The sequence below is a fragment of the Streptoverticillium olivoreticuli subsp. olivoreticuli genome (genome assembly GCF_003391135.1).
GTDB classification, from domain to species: Bacteria; Actinomycetota; Actinomycetes; order Streptomycetales; family Streptomycetaceae; genus Streptomyces; species Streptomyces blastmyceticus.
Genome location: NZ_CP031455.1, coordinates 7,437,461 through 7,456,721, shown reverse-complemented (window position 1 = coordinate 7,456,721; position 19,261 = coordinate 7,437,461). Strand labels below are relative to the sequence as shown.

The window sequence follows — 19,261 nt, the reverse complement described above, 5'->3', positions numbered from 1 at the left end:
GAGCCCCGGCATGGCACATCGGCCGCCTCCGGGCACAGACTTGGCTCGGGCCCGCGACGCGGACGGGGGATCGCGGGCCCCTCCAGCCGTCCTCAGCTCGCGCGGGCGGCGGTCAGCAGGCTCGTCGTGGCCCGCTCCCTCAGCTCCACCTTGCGGACCTTGCCGCTGACCGTCATGGGGAAGGACTCCAGGATCCACAGATGGCGCGGGATCTTGTAGTGCGCGAGACGGCCCCGGCAGAAGCGGGCGAGCTCGTCGCGACTGAGGGTCGCGGCGGGGTCGCGGAGGACGACACAGGCCATGACCTCCTCGCCGTACTTCTCGTCCGGGACCCCGATGACCTGTACGTCGGAGATCTTGGGGTGGGAGTAGAGGAACTCCTCGATCTCCCTCGGGTAGACGTTCTCCCCGCCCCTGATGATCATGTCCTTGATGCGGCCGACGATGCGTACGTACCCGTCCTCGTCCATCACCGCGAGGTCACCGGTGTGCATCCAGCCGTCGGCGTCGACGGCCTCGGCGGAGCGCTCGGGCTCCTCCCAGTAGCCGAGCATCACGGAATAGCCGCGGGTGCACAGCTCGCCGGCCTCGCCACGCGCGAGCGTGGCGCCGCCGGCCTGGTCGACGATCTTCACCTGGAGGTGCGGCAGGACCCGGCCCACGGTCCCGGTGCGGCGCTCCACCTCGTCGTCCGCCCGGGTCTGGGTGGACACCGGTGAGGTCTCCGTCATGCCGTAGCAGATGGCCACCTCGGACATGTGCATCTCCGTCATGACCCGCTTCATCACCTCCTCCGGGCACGGCGAACCGGCCATGATGCCGGTGCGCAGCGAGGAGAGGTCGTAGGTGGCGAAATCGGGGAGGTTCAGCTCGGCGATGAACATGGTGGGGACGCCGTAGAGCGAGGTGCAGCGTTCCCGTTCGACCGCGTGCAGGGTGGCGACGGGGTCGAAGGAGGGGGCCGGGATGACGATGCAGGAGCCGTGGGTGGTGACGGCGAGATTGCCCATGACCATGCCGAAGCAGTGGTAGAAGGGCACCGGCAGGGCGACCCGGTCGGTCTCGGTGTAGCCGAGCAGCTCCCCCACGAAATAGCCGTTGTTGAGGATGCTGTGGTGGGAGAGCGTGGCGCCCTTGGGGAAGCCCGTGGTGCCGGAGGTGTACTGGATGTTCACCGGGTCGTAGCAGCTGAGCTGCGCCTCGCGCTCGGCGAGCAGCTCGGGCCGCACCCGCTCGCCGAGCCCCAGGAGCCCGTCCCAGGTGGAGTCGCCGATGTAGACGACGTCGCGCAGCGCCGGACACTCGGCGCGGACCTGCTCGACCATGCGGCGGTAGTCGCTGGTCTTGTGCTCGACGGAGGCGACGAGCACGCCGATGCCGGCCTGCCGCAGCACGAAGCCCAGTTCGTGGACGCGGTAGGCGGGGTTGATGTTGACCATGATGGCGCCGACCCGGGCGGCGGCGTACTGCACCATCACCCACTCCGGGCAGTTGACCGCCCAGATCCCGACCCGGTCGCCCTTCGCCACCCCCTTGGCCAGCAGCCCGAGCGCGACCTCCTCGACGGCCCGGCCGAACTCCGCGTAGGTCCAGCGACGGCCGCTGGGGACGTCGACGAGCGCCTCGCGGTCTCCGAAGCGTTCGATGGTGAAGGCCAGATCGGCGCCGATGGTGTCGTCGATCATCGGGATGGACGTGCTGCCGGCCGCGTACGCGGGTGTGGTCACCGGTGGTCTTCCTCTCGGTATTCGTCTCCGCCGCCCCGCTCGGTGCGCTCGCGCAGCTCGATGCGGCGGATCTTGCCGGACACGGTCTTCGGCAGCTCGGCGAACTCCAGCCGCCGGATGCGCTTGTACGGGGCGAGGGTCGCCCGCGAGTGCGCGAAGAGGGCCTTCGCGGTGCCGGGGCCGGGCTCCCAGCCCTCGGCGAGCACGACGTAGGCCTTGGGCACGGCGAGCCGCAGCGGGTCGGGGGCGGGGACGACGGCCGCCTCCGCGACGGCCTCGTGCTCGAGGAGCGCGCTCTCCAGCTCGAAGGGGGACACCTTGTAGTCGCTCGACTTGAACACGTCGTCGCTGCGGCCCACATAGGTGATGTACCCGTCGGCGTCGCGGGCGCCGATGTCCCCGGTGCGGTAGTAGCCGCCCTCCATCGCCTCGGCCGTGCGCTCCGGGTCGCCCGCGTATCCGGTCATCAGGCCGACGGGCCGCTCGCTCAGATCGAGGGCGATCTCGCCCTCGTCGGCCGGGCGGCCGGTGACGGGGTCGAGGAGGACGACCGCGAAGCCGGGGCTGGGACGGCCCATGGAGCCGGTCTTGAGCGCCTGCCCGGGCGGGTTGGCGACCTGGACGGAGGTCTCCGTCTGCCCGAAACCGTCCCGGATGGTGACGCCCCACGCCCGCCGTACGGTCTCGATCACCTCGGGGTTGAGCGGCTCCCCCGCCGCGACCACCTCGCGCGGCGGCGTGCGCAGCACGCTCAGGTCGGCCTGGATGAGCATCCGCCAGACCGTGGGCGGGGCGCAGAAGCTGGTGACCGCGCAGCGGTCCATCTCCGCCATCAGCCGGGCCGGGTCGAAGCGGGTGTAGTTGTGCACGAAGACGGTGGCCTCGGCGTTCCACGGGGCGAAGAGGTTGGACCAGGCGTGCTTGGCCCAGCCGGGCGAGGAGATGTTGAGGTGGACGTCGCCGGGGCGCAGCCCGATCCAGTACATGGTCGTCAGATGGCCGATGGGGTACGACACATGGCTGTGCTCGACGAGCTTGGGGCGTGCGGTGGTGCCGGAGGTGAAGTAGAGCAGCAGCGTGTCGTCCGCGCGGGTCGGGCCGTCGGGGGTGAAGGTCTCGGAGGCGACCGCGGAGTCCTCGTAGGCGAGCCATCCGGCGGGCGCGCCGCCGACCGCGATCCGGGTGTAGCCGCCGGGCACGCCGGCGAACTTGGCGGTGTCCTCGGCCCGTACGAGCACATGGGCCGCCCGGCCGCGGTCGATGCGGTCGGCGAGGTCGGCCGGGCCGAGCAGCGGGGTGGCGGGGATGACGACGGCCCGCAGCTTCATCGCGGCCAGCGCGGTCTCCCACAGCTCGGTCTGGTTGCCGAGCATGACCACGACGCGGTCACCGGCCCGTACGCCGTTCTCCCGCAGCCAGTTCGCGACCTGGTCGGAGCGGCGGCGCATGGTGTCGAACGACAGCCGTGCCTCGCCGCCGTCCTCCTCGACGATCCACAGCGCGGTGCGGTCGTTGCCCCGGGCGATGGCGTCGAACCAGTCCAGCGCCCAGTTGAACTCCGCCGGGCGCGGCCAGCGGAACCCCTCGCGGGCGGCCGTGTAGTCCGTGCGCCGCGCGAGCAGGAAGTCCCGCGCCGCGCGGAACTCGCCCGCCGGGCCCTCCACCGCGTCCGTCAGCTGCATGGGCGTCATATGTCCTCCAGTTCACGGGTCACGTCACCGGCCCGCTGGTTAGCATCGTGCGACGGTGATCTGAGTCTCACCACCCCCGGACGGGGGTAGGCGCATTTCGCGGATACGGAGATTCCGACTTCGTGCCCAGGATGGGGAGGCTGTGATGGGAGATGCGGACGGGGCGGCCGAGGTACGGGCCGCGCTGCTGCGGATGCGCAGGAGTACGGGACTGTCGGTCGCCTTCGGGGGCCTGTTGTCGGGTTCGCGGCAGTTCCGAATATCGGACATGACCGGCACGACGACGTCCGCGCTGCGCGGGCTGGCCATCCGGACGGGCAGCGGGCTGGGCGGCAAGGCGGCCGCCCTGACCCGGCCGCTGTCCGTCACCGACTATCAGTCCTCGCACGTCATCAGCCATGAGTACGACGCGGCGGTGGCCGCGGAGGGGCTGCGTTCGGTGATGGCCGTGCCCGTGGTCGTACGGGGCCGGGTGCGCGGTGTCCTCTACGGCGCGCTCCGGCGGCCGCTCGCGCTCGGCGACCGGTCGCTGACCGCCGCGGTGGACGCGGCGCGGGAGCTGGAGCAGACGCTCGCCGTGCGCGACGAGATGCACCGGCTGCTCTCCGTCGCCCACCGGCCGACGAGCGACGGCCCCGCGATGTGGGAGGAGGTCCGCGAGGCCCACGGGTCGCTGCGCGCGCTGGCCCAGCGGGTCCAGGACCCCGAGCTGCGGCAGGAGCTCCTCGCCGCGTGCGGACGGCTGGCGCGGGCCTCCGCCGCGCACCCGCTGCCCGTGGAAGGCGTCCGCGTCGAGCTGTCACCGCGCGAGGTGGACGTGCTGGCGTGCGTGGCGTCGGGCGCGACGAACGCGGCGGCCGCGGAGCGGCTGGGGCTCCGGCCGGAGACGGTGAAGAGCTATCTGCGCTCCGGCATGCGCAAGTTGGGTGTGCACACGAGGCTGGAGGCGGTGGTGGCGGCCCGGCGGGCGGGGGTCCTGCCCTAGCCGGCACGGGTCGTGGTGACGGCGCGGGCCCCTGAAGACACCCCGTGCCGCAAGCGTGTCAACAGGTCGTCAAAGGAGCGGCACGGAGGGTCAACAGGCTGTCAATGAGCGGCTCCCCCGCCCGCGCCCCGGGCATAGCGTGAACGAGCGGCGGCACCACCCCGCCGTACCGACACCTTTTCCGAGGACCGTCATGCACCTGAGCCGTACCCCCTCCGAAGCAGCCGCCGTCGCGGCCGTCGAGCACCCGCAGGCCGACGACGGGGAGCCCTCCGAACCACCCCGGCCCGTCGGCGCGAGCGCCAGGGCGCTGCCGCTGTACGTCCCCGTACGGCGCTGCCCCAGCGGCTTCGCCCTCCGGGTCTTCCGATCGCCGCTGGGCGCTCGCACTGCCGTCGCTTTCACCACGGAGCGGCGGCTTTCGGACGTTCTGGGGACCGATCAGGCCTCCATCCGGCTGGCGCTGCCCGCCGTGCGGGCCCTGGCCGCGCCCCTCGGGGTGGGCCTCGTCTCCGTGGACCCGCAGCTCACGGCCCCGTCGGCGCACCCCACGGACCCCGCCGCGCTCCCGGACACAGGCCCGGGCCCGTCCGGAGACTGAGGTCGTCCCGCCCACACCGCACCGAAGAAGGCTCCCGTGTCCCTCCCTCTCACCACATGCGCCCCTCCCCACCCCTACGCGGGCACGCCCCTGTGGCCCGCCTCCACCCGGCCCCTGCGCACCGGCGACCTGGCCGTCGGCGGCGTGTCGCTCGCCGAGCTCGCCGACCGCTTCGGCACCCCCTCGTACGTCATCGACGAGGCCGAGGTGCGGGGCCGGGCCCGCGCCTGGCGCACCGCGCTCCCGGACGCGGACATCGCGTACGCGGGCAAGGCGTTCCTCTCCCGCGCGATGATCCGCTGGGTCGAGGAGGAGGGGCTGAGCCTGGACGTCTGCTCCGCCGGTGAGCTGGAGCTCGCCGCGCTCTCCGGCTTCCCCGCCGAGCGGATCGTGCTGCACGGCAACGCCAAGAGCCCGGCCGACCTGCGGGACGCGCTGCGCCTGGGCGTGGGACGGATCGTCATCGACAGCACCGGCGAGATCGCCTCGCTCGCCGCGCAGATGCCCCCCGGCGCCCGCCAGCGGGTGCTGCTGCGGGTCGTGCCGGGCATCGCGGCGGGGGCGCACTCGGCCGTGCGCACGGGGGTGGAGGGGCAGAAGTTCGGGCTGCCGATCGCGGGCGGGGAGGCCGAGGACGCGGTGGCGCGGATCCTGGGGCAGCCGCGGCTCGAACTCGTCGGGCTGCACTGTCACCTGGGCTCCCAGATCGCCGGTCTCGGGCCGTACGTCACCGCGGTCCGCAAGCTCGTCGCGCTGCTCGCGGAGCTCCGCGACCGGCACGCGGTGACGTTCCCGGAGCTGGACCTCGGCGGCGGCTTCGCCATCGCCTACCGGGAGGGCGACCCGGTCCTCGACCCGAGCCTGTACGCGACCCGGGTGACCGGCGAACTGGCCCTGCAGTGCGCCCGGTTCGGCCTGCCGGTGCCCAGACTGACGGTGGAGCCGGGGCGCTGGATAGCGGGGCCCGCGGGCGTGGCGCTGTACCGCGTCCTGGCGGTCAAGTCGACCGGCGGGCGCACGTTCGTCGCCGTGGACGGCGGGATGAGCGACAACCCTCGGCCCGCGCTGTACGGCGTGCGGTACACGGTGCGGCTGGTGGGCCGGGCGTCGGCCGCGCCCGCACGGTCCGCGACCGTGGTGGGGCGGCACTGCGAGGCCGGTGACGTCCTCGCGGAGGACGTGGCGCTGCCCGGTGACATCCGGCCCGGCGACGTGCTGGCCGTGCCGGCGGCCGGGGCGTACCAGGTGTCGATGGCCTCGGCGTACAACCTCGTCGGCAGGCCGCCCGTCGTGGCCGTGTCCGAGGGGCGCGCGCGGCTGCTCGTACGCCGGGAGACGCTGGAGGATCTGCGCAGCCGCGACGTGGGGGAATGACATGGGGGAATGACGAGCGGGGCGGTACGCACGAGGGAGCGCGCCCCATCGGCCCCACCTGCCCCGAACGTTTCTTTTGGCCCGTATATCCTGTTGCGCGGTCCAGAACGAGCGAGAGGGAGAGCGCCCCATGCCCGAGAACCCTCCGCGCCGCGAACGGCCCACGCCGAAGAAACACTCCTGGCTGCGGCCGACGGCGACGCGCACGAACGGCTCCGGGCGCCCGGCCCCCGCGGATGCTCCCGGCAGCGGCTCCGGCACCGCCGACACGAGCGTCGTCCACGCCGCCGTCTACCGCGACGGCCACCGCGTCGCCACGCCCGCCTCGCTGGCCGACACCTACCGGCGGCTGCGGGAGCAGCCGCAGGGGATGGCCTGGATCGGCCTCGACCGGCCCTCGGAGAGCGAACTCCTCTCGCTGGCCGACGAGTTCGACCTCCACCAACTGGCCGTCGAGGACGCGCTGGAGGCCCATCAGCGCCCCAAGCTGGAGCGCTACGGCGACACCCTCTTCGTGGTGCTGCGGGCCGCCCGCTACCTGGACGCCCCCGAGGAGGTCGACTTCGGCGAGCTGCACATCTTCGTCGGCCCCGACTTCGTGATCACGGTCGGGCACGGCGCGGCCCCCGACCTCTCCGCGGTGCGCAACCGCATGGAGGCCGCCCCCGAGCTGCTGGCCCTGGGCCCCGAGGCCGTCCTCTACGCGATCCTCGACGCGGTCGTCGACGGCTACGCCCCCGTGGTCTCGGGCGTGCAGAACGACATCGACGAGATCGAGACCGAGGTCTTCAGCGGCGACCCCGAGGTCTCCCGGCGCATCTACGAACTCGCCCGCGAGATGGTGGAGTTCCAGCGCGCCACCCGCCCCCTGGTGGGCATGCTGCACAACCTCATGGCGGGCTTCGCGAAATACGGCACCGACGACGAGCTCCAGCGCTACCTCCGCGACGTGGCCGACCACGTCACCCACACCAGCGAACGCGTCGACGGCTTCCGCTCCGCCCTCGCCGACATCCTCGCCGTCAACGCGACCCTCGTCACCCAGCAGCAGAACGCGGAGATGCGCGCCCTGGCCGAGGCGGGCTTCGAGCAGAACGAGGAGATCAAGAAGATCTCGTCTTGGGCGGCGATCCTCTTCGCCCCTACGCTGGTCGGCACCATCTACGGCATGAACTTCCAGGCGATGCCCGAACTGCACTGGGCGTTCGGCTACCCGTTCGCGATCGCCCTGATGGCCGTGGTGTGTGTGAGTCTGTACTTCATCTTCAAGCGGCGGGACTGGCTGTGACACCAGGCTCGTCAGCGCCCGTACCGAGGAGGAGCAGTGGCGGACGAGCCGGAGACGGTGCATGCACCCGGTGTGCGGCGGCGGAAGCGGAAGCTTTGGTACGAGCTGATCGAGTGCGGGCTGCACGGGCATCGTCTGGTGGGCACCGACGCCGCGCGGGTGCGGCCCGGCGACGCGCTGTTCGTGCGGGAGGCCGACGGGGTGCGCTGGCACCGCTGTCTGCGCTGCGACGCCTGGCTGCCGCTCCCGCCGCCGGAGAGCCCCGGCAGCGAGACGCCTCCGGACCGTGAGGCGATCGAACTGCCGCTGCGGGGCAGGCCGTTGCGGGACCGGTACGTCCTGCAGCTGATCGCCGTCGACCGGATGGTGCACTTCGTGGTGCTCGCCGTGCTGGCCGTCGCCGTGTTCGTCTTCGCCGGGGAGCGCGCCCGGCTCAAGGATCCGTTCTACCGCGTCGTGGACGCCCTGCAGAACGGTGTGGGCGGCCCCAGCGGCCGGTCCGGGCACGGTCTGCTCGGCGAGCTCGACAAGGCGTTCAAGGCGCACACCTCCACGCTGTGGCTCATCGGGCTGGTGATCGCGGTCTATGCCGTCCTCGAAGGCGTCGAGGCGGTCGGGCTGTGGCGGGCCCGGCGGTGGGCGGAGTACCTCACCTTCGTCGCGACCACGGTGCTGCTCGTGCCCGAGGTCTACGAACTCACCGGGCACATCAGCGCGACCAAGATCCTCACCCTGGTGATCAACCTCGCGGTCGTGGTCTACCTCCTCTTCGCCAAGCGGCTGTTCGGCCTGCGGGGCGGCGGCCGCGCTGAGGAGGCCGTGCGCGCGCACGACACCGGCTGGCACGCGCTTGAACGCGTCTACCCCGGCCCGCGCCCCGCCCGGCCGCACGCCCGCTGAGCGGACCGTTCTGAGAAGTGCTCCAACTCACAAGTCAAAGCGAGTGTTGTTGCCACTCGATGTACTGGTGGACGGCGGTGAGTGGAGCGTCGCCGCAGGACCCTGCGAAGTAGGAGACCAACCAGAAGCGGCCGTCCCACAAGCGCTGGCGGACGTGACTGTCGTACTCCTGGCACAGTCGTCGGGATGAGACTCCCTTGAGGGAGTTGAGCAGCCGGGGCAGGGCGACTTTGGGCGGGTAGTGCACGAGCAGGTGGACGTGGTCCTACTCGCCGTTGAACTCACGCAGCTGCGCTCGAAGCCTGCGCAGACCTCGCGCTGGGTATCTTCGCGACGCATCAGTGCCGTGCAGTGATGCGGTGCGTCGAAGCTCGATGTCGAATGCCAAGTGAATGCGCGGATTATAGACGACGTGATGGTCGGCCGGTAGCCGGGATCGGGTTTTCGCTGTGACGCCGCAGGCTAACAGTAGGATTGCTTTCGTGATTGAACTCGGTTTGGAGAAGCGGCAGTTCGGGCACCGTGCCCGGCTGGCGCTGCGCCCTGCCGAGGCGTGCAAGGCTGATGAGCAGGCGCATGCTGCTCGTACGCTGTGGAATCTTCTGCACGCGTGGTGGCGGATGATGCCGAAGGAGAAGCGGACTCTAGCGAACGCGGATGCCGCGATCCGCCAGGCCCGCAAGGACATCGGTTTCCTTGCCGCGCTTCCCGCACAAGCGGCCCAGGCGGTACTGAAGACGTACTACCGGGCGTGGGTCAACTGCTGGGAAGGCCGGGCGGAGGCACCCGGCTTCAAGTCCCGTGTCCGGTCGGTGATGTCGGTGGACATTCCGCAGGGCCGTGATCTGAACATCGTCCGCGTGCACCGCAGATGGGGCATGGCCAATATTCCCAAGGTGGGCCGTGCCCGCTTCCGCTGGACCAAAGATCTGCCGGTGGGCAAGCGGGCCGATGCGGACACTCGGATCACCGGTGCGCGGCTGGTCAAGGACGCGCTTGGCTGGCACATCGCCTTCCGCGTCCAGACCGTGGAACCCCAACCGGGGCCGCACAGCGGTCCCGAGGTCGGCATCGATGTGGGTGTCGCTGTGCCCATCGCCCTCTCGGACGGCAGCACCAGGACTCACGGCGAGTGGCTGACCGCAAGGGAACAGGAAAAACTCCTGCGCTTGGAACAGCGGGCTGCCCGGCGCAAACAGCACCGCAAACCCGGCGAACGCACGAGCCGCCGCCTGCACCGCACCTATGACCAGATCCAGGCGCTTCGCGCGAAAGCCAAGCGCAGGCACCTGGACTGGCAGCACAAGACCACCACCCGTATCGCCGACACCTACAGCACCGTGGTGGTGGAAGCATTGCGGGTCACGAACATGGTCAGATCCTCCAGAGGAACGGTGGACCGGCCAGGGAAGAACGTCGCCCAGAAGTCCGGCCTCAACCGGTCCATCCACGCTGAAGCGTGGGGCCGCATGGTCGTGATGCTCGGCTACAAGCTTGCCCGGCGCGGCGGCACCCTGGTCAAGGTCCCCGCTCCCGGTACCTCCCAGCGCTGCTCGGTGTGCGGTGTCATCACGCCGGGCAGCCGGGAGAGCCAGGCCGTGTTCGTGTGCAAGAACCCGGACTGCGGCTGGTCGGGCAACGCCGACCACAACGCTGCCCGGAACGTCCTGCACCTGTACCGGATGGGCCTCGCGCTCATCCCGGCTGCCGGAAGGGCAGTCGCAAGGCGCGCACGCCGCGTCAAGCCCGCCATCGCAAGGTAGGCAGGAATCTCCCGGATTCATCCGAGAGAGCACTTCAATGGTCGGCCATCCTCTTCACCTTCGCCCTGGGCACCGCGGCGGGTGATCTCACAGGGGAGCAACTGAACCCCGGCTATCCGGTGTCGGCGCCCCTCTTCGGTGCGGTGATCGCCGCCGCGGCCGTCGCGCACTTCAAGTTCCGGCTCGACACGGTCGTGGCCTTCTGGATCACCTACGTCGCGCCCCGGCCGCTCGGCGCGTCGCTCGACGACTTGTCTGTCCCAGTCCCGCTCCGACGGCGGGCTGGGCAAGGTTGCGGCCGGCGCGATCATCCTCGTCACGACCCTCAGCCCTCGCGGACGAGGAGTACGCCCTGACGGCCGGTGCCTCACCGGCGGTCGCCGGGCTGATCGTCAGCCGCCCTGGGGCACCGCTTCCGCCTTGCGCCGGGCCCGGTGGGCGGCGGCGTGGGCGCGGTTGCCGCAGATGAGGGGGGAGCAGTAGCGGCGGGACTGGTTGCGGGAGGTGTCGACGAAGACCTCGGCGCAGCGGTTGCCGACGCAGACGTGGAGGCGGTCCATCCCGCCGGTGGTGATGACGCCCAGCAGGGCCATGGCGGCGTCGGCGGCGTAGCGGTCGACGGGTGAGGCGTCGGGGGCCGCGACGTGGAGGTGCCAGGTGCCGTCGTGGTCGGTGTAGTGCGGGACGGCGCGGTGGTCGGCGAGCACGCGGTTGAGCAGGGCGACCGCGGTGGCCTCGTCGGGGGCGCCGAAGACCTCGCGCAGTACGGGGCGCAGCCGGTGGGCGGCGGCGAGGTCGGCCTCGGAGAGCTCGGCGGCGAGGGGCATGCCGTGCTGGGCGAAGAGAGCGGACAGCCCGTCAACTTCCGGCATTTTTTCGATATTTCGCACGATGTTGTAGGTGTTGACCAGGTCTTCAGCCAGCGTCACCGAAGGCTCCGAGTAACTAGTAAACCTCACCATGACTCCGTACTATGGCTGTCTGTCGGCGGCGCGCACGCGGCTGTCGCGCACCGCACCCTGTTTGCCCGCTCCGAAGCAGAGGGCTCGATGGATTCACAAAAGGAATTACCCAACCCGGCCACCTCCGGCTCTCCTGTTTCCGACGCGGTCCCTGACGGGGGAACACATTCTCCCTCGGTGGGATTCCGGGAGGAAGCGGTGCAGGGGCTGCGGGCCGCGGTGCCGCTGGCCGTGGCGGTCTTCGGGTTCGCCGTGTCGTTCGGCGTGGTCGCCCGCGCCGCGGGCATGGGGGTGCTGGCGCCGCTGGTGATGTCGGTGACGACCTTCGCGGGCTCCGCGCAGTTCGCGGCCGCTTCGGTGCTGGGCACGGGCGGTGGCATCGCGGCGGCGATCGTGGCGGCCGTCCTGCTGAACTCGCGCTATCTGCCCATCGGCATCAGCGTGGCCCCGGCGATGACGGGCGGGGTGCTCAAGCGGTTCCTGTCGGCCCAGTTGGTGGTCGACGAGTCGTGGGCCGTGGGCCACATCGGAGGCGGCCGTTACTCCCGGGGGCGGCTGCTCGGCGCGGGTGTCCTGGTCTACTGCGCCTGGGTCGGCGGCACCGCGGTCGGGCTGCTGGGCGCGCACTATCTCGGCGACCCGGAGCGCTTCGGCCTCGACGTGGTCTCCCCCGTGCTCTTCATGGCCCTGCTCAAGGGGCAGATCACCAGCAGGAAGGCGCTGGTGGCCGCCGTCCTGGGGGTCGCGATCGCCCTGACCCTGGTGCCCTTCGCGTCGCCCGGCGTCCCATTGATCGCGGCCACCGCCGCCTGTCTGCTGGGGTTGAGGAAGCGATGAGCGGACTGTGGCTCGCGGTGCTGCTGGTGGGCGCCGTCTCGATGGCGTTGAAGGCGACGGGCCCGGTGCTGCTGGGCGGCGAGGAGCTGCCCGCCGCCATGCAGCGGGTGGTGACCCTGATGGCCCCGACCCTGCTGGCCGCCCTGATCGCCACTCAGATGTTCGGCGACGGCAAGGCGTTGGTCCTCGACGCCCGCGTGGCCGGGCTCCTGGTGGGCGCCTTCGGCATCTGGCGGAAGTGGCCGACCCTGCTCGTCGTCGTGCTCGGAGCCGCGGCGACCGCCCTGACCCGCCTGGCCGTCGGCTGACGGCCCTCTCACCCCCCAGGAGAATCCCATGGTCAGCAGCACCGACGAGCACCCGATGTGGCCCACGGCGGCGCTGTGGGACGCCGCCGCCCGCCTGGAGGCGCCCCTCGGCCTCCCGCCCCGCCCCCTGTCCCCCGCCGTCGCCGGCATGCGCTGCTCCGGCCCGCTGCGCCGGATCGCGCACACGGACGGGGTGGCGTCGATCCTCGAAGGGCTGGACCGCACCGTGCCGGGCGAGGTGCTGCTGATCGACAACGGCGGCCGTACGGACGAGGCGTGCGCGGGTGACCTCGTCGCGATCGAGTCCCGGCTGGCCGGTGCCGCGGGCCTGATCCTGTGGGGCTGCCACCGCGACACCGACGAACTCGCCGCCATCGGCCTGCCGGTGTTCAGCCTCGGGCCGTGCCCGGCCTCGCCCCATCCCCGCCCCGAGGGCTCGGGCGCGGGCACGTCCCTCTTCGAGGGGCGGGACGGCGACACCGTGGTGGCCGACGCGGACGGCGTCGTGGCCGTGCCCGCGGCCCTGCGGGAGGATGTGCTGGCCGTCGCCGAGAAGATCGTCCGCGCCGAGCGGATCCAGGCCGACATGGCACTGGGCGGCGTCGGCCTGCGGGAGCAGCTCCAGTGGAGCCGCTTCCTCGACCGGCGCCGCACGGATCCGGGTTATACGTTCCGCTCCCATCTGGCCCAGGTGAACGGGGCGTTGGAGTAGGAGCCGCCCCCTCCCCTGAGCGGCGGCGTCCGGCGCCCGCGCCGGGGAGGGCACAGCACGGTCTCGTCCCGCGGGCACAACCCGCTCCCGCCGGGACCCGACAGCACGGAGATCAGCACAGGAACGTCCTTTCCTTGGTTCTTCCGGGGAGGGGCCGTTCCGGGAAGGGGCCGTGGGCCCCGGCCCGGCCTTCGGTGGACCCCCGCCGCCGGAGGTCGGCCCAGGACCCACGGCCCGGGACCGCCCGTACCCGCCGAAGGCCTCAGCAGGAGGGAGGATCCGTCAGATGGTCGCGTACGAAGGCGAGTTGGCGCCGGAAGAGCGCCACCCGCTCCGCGACGTCGGTGACGCTGTGCCCGGCGTCGTAGCAGTGGAACTGATGGGGCACCCCTCGCTCGGCGAGCCGCTCGGCGTAGGCGCGGGCCTGGTCGACGGGGCAGCGGGCGTCGTTGGTCCCGGCGCAGATGAGCACCGGGGCGCGGACGGCGTCGACGTAGGTGACGGGCGAGGCCTCGCGGTAGCGCTCGGGCACCTCCTCGGGCGAGCCCCCGAAGAGGCTGCGGTCCAGCGCCTTGATCTCCTCCATCGCCTGCCGGTGGGCGTCGGCGCAGTCGGCCACCGGCGCCCCGGCGAGCCCCAGCGCCCAGTCGTCCGGCTGTGTGCCCAGGGCCAGCAGCGTCAGATAGCCGCCCCAGGACCAGCCGGACAACACCAGCCGGCGCGGGTCGGCGATGCCGTGCTCCACGGTCCAGCGCCGCACGGCGGCGACGTCCTCCAGCTCGGTCAGCCCCACCCGGGCGCGCAGCGCCTCGGTCCAGGCCTGCCCGTAGCCGGTCGAGCCGCGGTAGTTGACCCGGACGACCGCGAAGCCGTGGTCGACCCAGGCGGCCACCGTCGGGTCGAAGGCGTCCTGGTCCTGGTCGTCGGGCCCGCCGTGCAGCAGGAAGACCGTCGGGTACGGCCCCTCGCCGGTGCCCGGGGTGCTGAGCAGGGCGTGGATCCGGCCGCCGGGGCCGTCCACCCACAGGTCGCGCGCCTCGGCGGTCAGCGGCGGCACCTGCCGCGAGGCGGGGAACTTCGGGTCGTCGAGCAGCCCGCGGAAGGCCGGTGGCCGGGAGGAGCTCGACCACAGCAGCCAGGCGTCGCCGTCGGGGCGGGTGCGGGCGTGCTCGATCGTCCCCGGCGGGGTGTCGAGGCGGGTGAGCTCACCGCCCCGCAGGTCGTAGCGGTAGGCCGTGGACCGGGCCTCGTGGTCGTGGACCACCAGCAGGGAGCGGGCGTCCTGGAACCACTCGACGGTCACGTCGCCTGGCAGCCCGAGGCCGATCTCCGTGCGCTCGCCGGTGCGCGGGTCGAAGACCACCGGTTCCCAGCGGTCGTCCCGCTGGTGCTGGAGCAGCAGCCGGGCGTCGCCGCGGACCGGCGAGAAGCCCACGGCCTCCAGCCCGCCCTCGTCGTCGGCGAGGTCGGCGACCGTGGAGCCGTCGGTGCCAAGGACGCGGACGCCCAGGTCCCACAGGTCGCCGCGCTCGCTGTGGGCGATCACCGCGAGGTCCAGCGACCGGGACAGGTCGACGGCGTAGGCGGGTTCCTCGTGCCGGTAGAGCAGGCGGGTGGCGCCGCCGGGCAGCACCAGGTGGACGGTGGCGCCGTCCTCGGTCGAGCAGCCGAGCAGGGCGTGGTCCTCCAGCCCGACGGCCAGGCCGGACGGCCAGTAGAGGCCGGTGGAGGGGGCCGCCGGGGTGTCGGGGCCGCCTTCGAAGGGCTGCCGCATCCACTGTCCGTACTCGTCGCCGCCGGCGTCGGCGAACCACCACACCGCCCGCCCGGACGCCTCGATGGCGCAACTCTGGGTGCCCGAGGGCCGGTCGGTGACCTGCCGGATGCTCCCGGCCGTACGGTCCCAGCAGTACACCTGGGCGATGCCGGACAGGTCGCTGACGAAGGCGCAGCGCTGCGGCGCGCTCTTGGCCCACGCGGGCAGGGTGTAGCGGGGCGCGCGGAAGCGCTGCTCCCAGCGGGGGGTGTCCGCGGTGTGCGGCACGGGCGCGGTCATCGCTGTGGTTCTCCTACGGCTCCGTCGGGTGCCGGCGCGCTCCCGCGGGCGGAGAACGGCGGGCCGGTTACGGGATCGGGCGTCCGGCGGCCGGGGCCGCCGGACGGGCCGGGGTCCCGCACCGCCCGGAGTCGGTCAGTGGCAGCCGCAACTGGACGCGGTGACACGGTTCATGCGGCGCCGGGGACGCTCGCCCCCGCCGTCCTCCGTGCCGGTGCCGGCCAGTGCCCCGGCGGCGCCCTCGGCGGTGACGGTGCTGGTCGCACAGGCCAGGGTCAGCTGGTACGGGGTCTGCGGCAGCGCGCCCAGGACCAGGTGGACGGAGGCCTTCGCGCGGCCCGTGGCGGCCGAGTTGGCCTCGGTGTTGAAGGGCAGCGGCTGGGTGCCCCGGCTCAGGCCGAACTCCACGCCGGAGACGACGGAGTGGTCGGAGTGCTCGGCGAAGAGGCTCTCCAGCGCGGCCGCGGCGGCACCCGAGCCGGACGCGGCGGCCTTCAGGTCGGTCACCGTACCGTCGTCGACGGTGAGGACGAGCGGGTAGTGGGACAGGCCCGTCAGCTGCTCGTAGAGCTCGTGGCGGCGGTCGTCGCCGCCGGTGCGGCTTCGGACGACCGGCCAGCCCTTGACGGCGATCTGGCCGGAGAATGTCGTGCCCGTGACGTCGGTGGCGAGGCGCAGCCGTCCCGTGGGCGCCAGTTGGACCGCGCCGGGCTTGAAGGCGCCGACGTCCGACCGCGACCAGGTCGGCCGGGTGAAGCGGGCCTGCGCGACGGAGCCGGTGAGCGGGTCCTCGATCCGGAGCCCGCCGGCCGTGGCCAGCGTGCCGGCCAGCGCGTCGGCGTGGCGCTGCACGTCGTCGGGGTCGGTCCGCTCCAGGGCCTCCAGCAGGGAGCGCGTCTGGTCGAGGGCGAGCGGTCCGGTGCCCATCCGGACGGCGGCGACGGTGCGCCCGGGGCCGATCTCGACGGTCGGGGCGGTCAGCAGGGAGTCGGCGGCGGCCACCACGAGGACGTCGGAGTTCTCGGGCACGTCGGAGCGCAGCACGTCGGCGAGGGTGCGGCCGGGCTCCGCGAGGACGGTGGCGTGGTGTTCGTGGCGGGTGCCGTGCTCGATCCGGAAGAAGTCGGCGAGGGCCTTTTCCACGACCAGCACGAACCGGTTACGGCCCGCCATGTACTGGCGATAGGCCTCAGGACGGACGACAATCATCTCGGCACTCCCAGATGTATGCGGTGCAGTGCGGCGAGGCGGGTCGAGTCAGCACCTCGACCCGCCTCGCACTGGGCCGGTCCCGAAGGCCGGCCGTCACTCGGTTCAGCCCAGGAGGGTGCCGAGGTAGTTGCTGTTCTTACGCACCTTGATGGTCTTCTTCATGGCGGACACCTCCCCTCACGATCGAATCCGACGGCCACCCGGGGCTCAGCCCAGGAGGGTCCCGAGGTAGTTGCTGTTCTTGCGGACCTTGATGGTCTTCTTCACGGAGAACACCCCCTCTCGCCATCGAATTCGAAAGGCCACCGGGGCTCAGCCCAGGAGCGTCCCGAGGTAGTTGCTGTTCTTGCGCACCTTGATGGTCTTCTTCATGGTCGTCACCTCCCCCCTGGTCTTTATTCGCGCTCCCCCGCGCCGGGGCCCGGCCGGTCAGTGACCGGCGGCCATCCGGACGCCGGGAGCGCCGCCCTTGTTGCCCAGCACCACTTCACCGCTCTCGGTGTAGACGGTGGTGTCGGGCGAGATGATGTCGAGGTGGTACTGGGTGAAGGGGGTGAGCCCCAGTCCCCAGTGGAGGCAGCCCCGGTCGCCTCCGTACACCTCGTTCATGGCGTGGTTGCCCGGCAGGATGTCCAGGCTGGTGTTGAGGGCGTGTCCGATCTCCCAGACCAGGGTGTAGCGGGAGTCGATCTCGAACATCGCCTCGAAGGTCCTGGCGACCGCGGCACCGGAGGGCCGGTGCGGGCGCAGTGCGGCGATGCTGCCCTTGCGCACCTCGGCGATCACCGCCTCGTGCTCCAGGCCGGCGAGCTTCCCCTGCAGCCGGGCCTGGTCCTTGCGGGTGAAGGACGGCGTCCCGTTGTGCAGGATGGGGAATCCGCGCAGGGCGATCTCGCCTTCCAGCGGCAGGTGCAGGCTCTCGTCGAATTCGACGATCTGCATCGGCAGAACGCTGATCTCGCCCGACGGCACGATCTGCTGCTCGCCCCAGTCGAGGGGGCCGGCCTGCTGATTCCACACGAGGTCGTCGGCGAGGTGGTCGAGGACGGCGCGGGTGCCGTGGCGCTCGTCCACGTAGACGAGGTGGTCGGTGGACTCCGCCAGCTCGAAGAAACGGTCGCTGAATTCGGCCTGTTCCTGGGCCGAGGTGCGCTCGATCACCCCGATGAAATGCCGGATGATCTCCAGGTCGGTGGGCGTGGAGTTGCACGCCATGCCCATGAGTTTCCGGCGCGGCCCGAGCGCTTCCTCGGACGGGGACTCAAAGAATCGGTAGGGGGAGATGACCAGCGAGTGCGACTGCTGCGGAATCGTTTCATCGGCGAGCATCGCCTCGAAGTCGTCCCCGGGGCGCAGGATTATCGTCCGGTACTCCTCGTAGGGGGCATCCCTGACGATTTCGAGTTCCTTTTCCATCTCCTGATTGGTGATCAAGCAGAAGACGCTTCCTTCGGCCGGCCCGAACTGACTGAACCGGGCAGGATTGATCTTGATTGCCATAACCGGCATACCCCCAGGTGGCTGCTTACCTGACCGCAAGAAAACAGCACTCCCTGAAGGCCGCGCAATATCGACAACCACAACGGCCGGAATGCGCGCGGGTTTAATCCGCCACTTGTCCGTATTGCCGCCTGGGCGGCCTTGATCCGGATTGGCAGAGATCTCGCAGCAGTTAGGCACCCGCCGGTTCCGGCCGACACCGAACCGGATGTCCGGAGTTGCCCTGCGGCGCCGCTTCCGTCCCGGACCCGAAGGATCAATTCCGGCAAGGGGGCGAGGGCGGGGATGTGACTCCGAGGCAAATCGGCACCGCACCGCCCCATGAGCTTTCGGCCATGATCCAACGCGGTCGACACGCGTCATCGAGCGGGGATGCCGGGAAACCAAGGATGACACGCGCGTGTGATGTGAATCACAAATAGCATGTATTTGCCATATGCCTGAGGCACTCGCGCGAACCTGATACGACGTCAATTCCCTGCTCGGAGCGGGTTTTACGGGCCCGGGCCCGCTGCCGAGGTGTTCGGCGCCGGCGGCGGGCCCCACCGTTCACCGCCCCGTGAAGAAGTCCCGCACCCGCCGCCGGCCCCGCGGCTCGGCCGGGTAGTCGTCGTCGTCCGTGTCGTCCGGGCCGTGCAGGACGGTCCACCGCACGGCCGAGACCGCGGGCTCCAACGAGAGCCTGCTGACGGCCTCTTCGAGCAGGCTGTCGTTGCGCCGCTCGGTGGTGAGGTCGGCCGCCACCATGACCTTGCCCCCGGCCTCCACGTCGCTGCTGTACACCGAGCGCAGCCGGAAGCCCGGCCGGGTGACGGCCTGCACCACGAGGGTGCGGATGTGGGCCTCCTCCGGCTCGGTGCAGACGACCTCGAAGTGGTAGTCGGTGGCCACTTCGGCGCCGCCGTGCGGCCCCCGGTCCAGGCCCCTGGCCAGCGGGCGCAGCAGGGTGTTCGCGCCGACCACGCCCACGGTGCCCAGGGCCGCGACCACATAGAGCCCGGTCCCGGCGAGGGCGCCGACCGCGGCCGAACACCACAGCGTGGCCGCGGTGTTGAGGCCGCGGACGCTCAGCCCGTCGCGCATGATGACGCCCGCGCCCAGGAAGCCGATGCCGGAGACGATCTGGGCGGCGACCCGGGAGCCGTCGTAGCCCGTGGTGCTCGTCGCCGCCGCGAAGCCGTACTGCGACAGCAGGACGAAGAGGGCGGAGCCCGCCGCGACGAGCGCGTTCGTCCGCAGTCCGGCCATGCGCGCCCGCCACTGGCGCTCCAGCCCGATGATCGCACCGAAGCCCAGGCCGGCCGCGATATTGGCCGCCATGTGCCACTCATTGACGATGACCATG

The 19,261-nt window shown here is 71.6% G+C and carries 17 protein-coding genes and 1 pseudogene; 10 read left to right on the top strand and 8 right to left on the bottom strand.

Annotated features, from left to right (window positions below):
• Positions 1-92: 92 nt before the first annotated feature.
• Positions 93-1,685: an AMP-binding protein gene (locus DXZ73_RS32335; RefSeq protein ID WP_116216013.1), complete on the bottom strand. Its 1,593-nt coding sequence runs from the start codon at positions 1,683-1,685 to the stop codon at positions 93-95.
• 38 nt (positions 1,686-1,723) lie between these two features.
• Complete coding sequence (locus tag DXZ73_RS32330; protein WP_275898599.1) at positions 1,724-3,418, bottom strand: AMP-binding protein; 1,695 nt, start codon at positions 3,416-3,418, stop codon at positions 1,724-1,726.
• 145 nt (positions 3,419-3,563) lie between these two features.
• On the opposite strand from DXZ73_RS32330, the gene DXZ73_RS32325 reads away from it, so the two are divergent.
• The 5 genes from DXZ73_RS32325 (at position 3,564) to DXZ73_RS32305 (ending at position 8,566) form a co-directional block, all read left to right on the top strand.
• A complete protein-coding gene (locus tag DXZ73_RS32325) occupies positions 3,564-4,403 on the top strand; it encodes a helix-turn-helix transcriptional regulator (RefSeq protein ID WP_116214510.1) in 840 nt (279 codons plus the stop codon).
• Between the two features lie 193 nt (positions 4,404-4,596).
• A complete protein-coding gene (locus DXZ73_RS32320) occupies positions 4,597-5,004 on the top strand; it encodes an SAV_915 family protein (protein WP_162890407.1) in 408 nt (135 codons plus the stop codon).
• A 36-nt stretch (positions 5,005-5,040) separates the two neighbouring features.
• Positions 5,041-6,378: a diaminopimelate decarboxylase gene (gene lysA / locus DXZ73_RS32315; RefSeq protein ID WP_116214509.1), complete on the top strand. Its 1,338-nt coding sequence runs from the start codon at positions 5,041-5,043 to the stop codon at positions 6,376-6,378.
• A 130-nt stretch (positions 6,379-6,508) separates the two neighbouring features.
• The gene (locus DXZ73_RS32310; RefSeq protein ID WP_116214508.1) at positions 6,509-7,666 is read left to right on the top strand and encodes a magnesium and cobalt transport protein CorA; all 1,158 of its coding nucleotides are present in this window, start codon (positions 6,509-6,511) and stop codon (positions 7,664-7,666) included.
• A gap of 36 nt (positions 7,667-7,702) precedes the next feature.
• Complete coding sequence (locus DXZ73_RS32305; RefSeq protein WP_116214507.1) at positions 7,703-8,566, top strand: DUF2127 domain-containing protein; 864 nt, start codon at positions 7,703-7,705, stop codon at positions 8,564-8,566.
• A gap of 34 nt (positions 8,567-8,600) precedes the next feature.
• Here the strand turns inward: DXZ73_RS32305 and tnpA are convergent.
• A pseudogene (tnpA, locus tag DXZ73_RS40680) lies at positions 8,601-9,035 on the bottom strand (IS200/IS605 family transposase).
• Positions 9,036-9,048: 13 nt separating this feature from the next.
• Here tnpA and DXZ73_RS32295 point away from each other — a divergent pair.
• Together DXZ73_RS32295 and DXZ73_RS39715 are read left to right on the top strand one after the other, a co-directional pair.
• On the top strand, positions 9,049-10,329 hold the full coding sequence (locus DXZ73_RS32295; protein WP_116214506.1) for an RNA-guided endonuclease InsQ/TnpB family protein: 1,281 nt from the start codon (positions 9,049-9,051) through the stop codon (positions 10,327-10,329).
• Between the two features lie 47 nt (positions 10,330-10,376).
• Entirely contained in the window at positions 10,377-10,685 is a 309-nt protein-coding gene (locus DXZ73_RS39715) for a hypothetical protein (RefSeq protein ID WP_338059163.1), read from the top strand.
• A 36-nt stretch (positions 10,686-10,721) separates the two neighbouring features.
• On the opposite strand, the gene DXZ73_RS32285 is transcribed toward DXZ73_RS39715, so the two are convergent.
• Positions 10,722-11,258 (bottom strand): CGNR zinc finger domain-containing protein, encoded by a 537-nt coding sequence (locus tag DXZ73_RS32285; RefSeq protein WP_162890406.1) that lies wholly within the window; start codon positions 11,256-11,258, stop codon positions 10,722-10,724.
• A gap of 210 nt (positions 11,259-11,468) precedes the next feature.
• On the opposite strand from DXZ73_RS32285, the gene DXZ73_RS32280 reads away from it, so the two are divergent.
• From DXZ73_RS32280 to DXZ73_RS32270, 3 genes are read left to right on the top strand one after another with little or no spacing between them, the layout of a single operon-like run.
• Positions 11,469-12,128: an AzlC family ABC transporter permease gene (locus DXZ73_RS32280; protein WP_162890405.1), complete on the top strand. Its 660-nt coding sequence runs from the start codon at positions 11,469-11,471 to the stop codon at positions 12,126-12,128.
• A complete protein-coding gene (locus DXZ73_RS32275; RefSeq protein WP_116214503.1) occupies positions 12,125-12,436 on the top strand; it encodes an AzlD domain-containing protein in 312 nt (103 codons plus the stop codon). The genes DXZ73_RS32280 and DXZ73_RS32275 overlap by 4 nt, the downstream gene beginning before the upstream one ends.
• Positions 12,437-12,464: 28 nt before the next feature.
• Positions 12,465-13,148: an RraA family protein gene (locus DXZ73_RS32270; RefSeq protein ID WP_116214502.1), complete on the top strand. Its 684-nt coding sequence runs from the start codon at positions 12,465-12,467 to the stop codon at positions 13,146-13,148.
• 262 nt (positions 13,149-13,410) lie between these two features.
• On the opposite strand, the gene DXZ73_RS32265 is transcribed toward DXZ73_RS32270, so the two are convergent.
• The 4 genes from DXZ73_RS32265 to DXZ73_RS32250 all read right to left on the bottom strand — a co-directional run bounded on the left by DXZ73_RS32265 (position 13,411) and on the right by DXZ73_RS32250 (position 19,260).
• Positions 13,411-15,204 carry a S9 family peptidase gene (locus DXZ73_RS32265; RefSeq protein ID WP_116214501.1) on the bottom strand — a complete coding sequence of 598 codons (1,794 nt, stop codon included), beginning with the start codon at positions 15,202-15,204 and terminating at the stop codon, positions 13,411-13,413.
• 135 nt (positions 15,205-15,339) lie between these two features.
• Positions 15,340-16,377, bottom strand: a complete 1,038-nt coding sequence (locus DXZ73_RS32260) for a hypothetical protein (RefSeq protein WP_162890404.1) — start codon at positions 16,375-16,377, stop codon at positions 15,340-15,342.
• A 468-nt stretch (positions 16,378-16,845) separates the two neighbouring features.
• Positions 16,846-17,850, bottom strand: coding sequence for a hypothetical protein (locus DXZ73_RS32255; protein WP_240351590.1), 1,005 nt, complete (start codon positions 17,848-17,850; stop codon positions 16,846-16,848).
• Between the two features lie 615 nt (positions 17,851-18,465).
• Entirely contained in the window at positions 18,466-19,260 is a 795-nt protein-coding gene (locus DXZ73_RS32250) for an MgtC/SapB family protein (RefSeq protein WP_240351589.1), read from the bottom strand.
• Position 19,261 lies beyond the last annotated feature (1 nt).

Excerpts from the sequence above, each read along its gene's own strand:
- DXZ73_RS32335 (WP_116216013.1), bottom strand. The coding sequence starts at position 1,685 with ATGATCGACGACACCATCGGCGCCGATCTGGCCTTCACCATCGAACGC.
- DXZ73_RS32330 (WP_275898599.1), bottom strand. The coding sequence starts at position 3,418 with ATGACGCCCATGCAGCTGACGGACGCGGTGGAGGGCCCGGCGGGCGAG.
- DXZ73_RS32325 (WP_116214510.1), top strand. The coding sequence starts at position 3,564 with ATGGGAGATGCGGACGGGGCGGCCGAGGTACGGGCCGCGCTGCTGCGG.
- DXZ73_RS32320 (WP_162890407.1), top strand. The coding sequence starts at position 4,597 with ATGCACCTGAGCCGTACCCCCTCCGAAGCAGCCGCCGTCGCGGCCGTC.
- DXZ73_RS32310 (WP_116214508.1), top strand. The coding sequence starts at position 6,509 with ATGCCCGAGAACCCTCCGCGCCGCGAACGGCCCACGCCGAAGAAACAC.
- DXZ73_RS32275 (WP_116214503.1), top strand. The coding sequence starts at position 12,125 with ATGAGCGGACTGTGGCTCGCGGTGCTGCTGGTGGGCGCCGTCTCGATG.
- DXZ73_RS32270 (WP_116214502.1), top strand. The coding sequence starts at position 12,465 with ATGGTCAGCAGCACCGACGAGCACCCGATGTGGCCCACGGCGGCGCTG.
- DXZ73_RS32265 (WP_116214501.1), bottom strand. The coding sequence starts at position 15,204 with ATGACCGCGCCCGTGCCGCACACCGCGGACACCCCCCGCTGGGAGCAG.
- DXZ73_RS32260 (WP_162890404.1), bottom strand. The coding sequence starts at position 16,377 with ATGGCGGGCCGTAACCGGTTCGTGCTGGTCGTGGAAAAGGCCCTCGCC.
- DXZ73_RS32250 (WP_240351589.1), bottom strand. The coding sequence starts at position 19,260 with ATGGTCATCGTCAATGAGTGGCACATGGCGGCCAATATCGCGGCCGGC.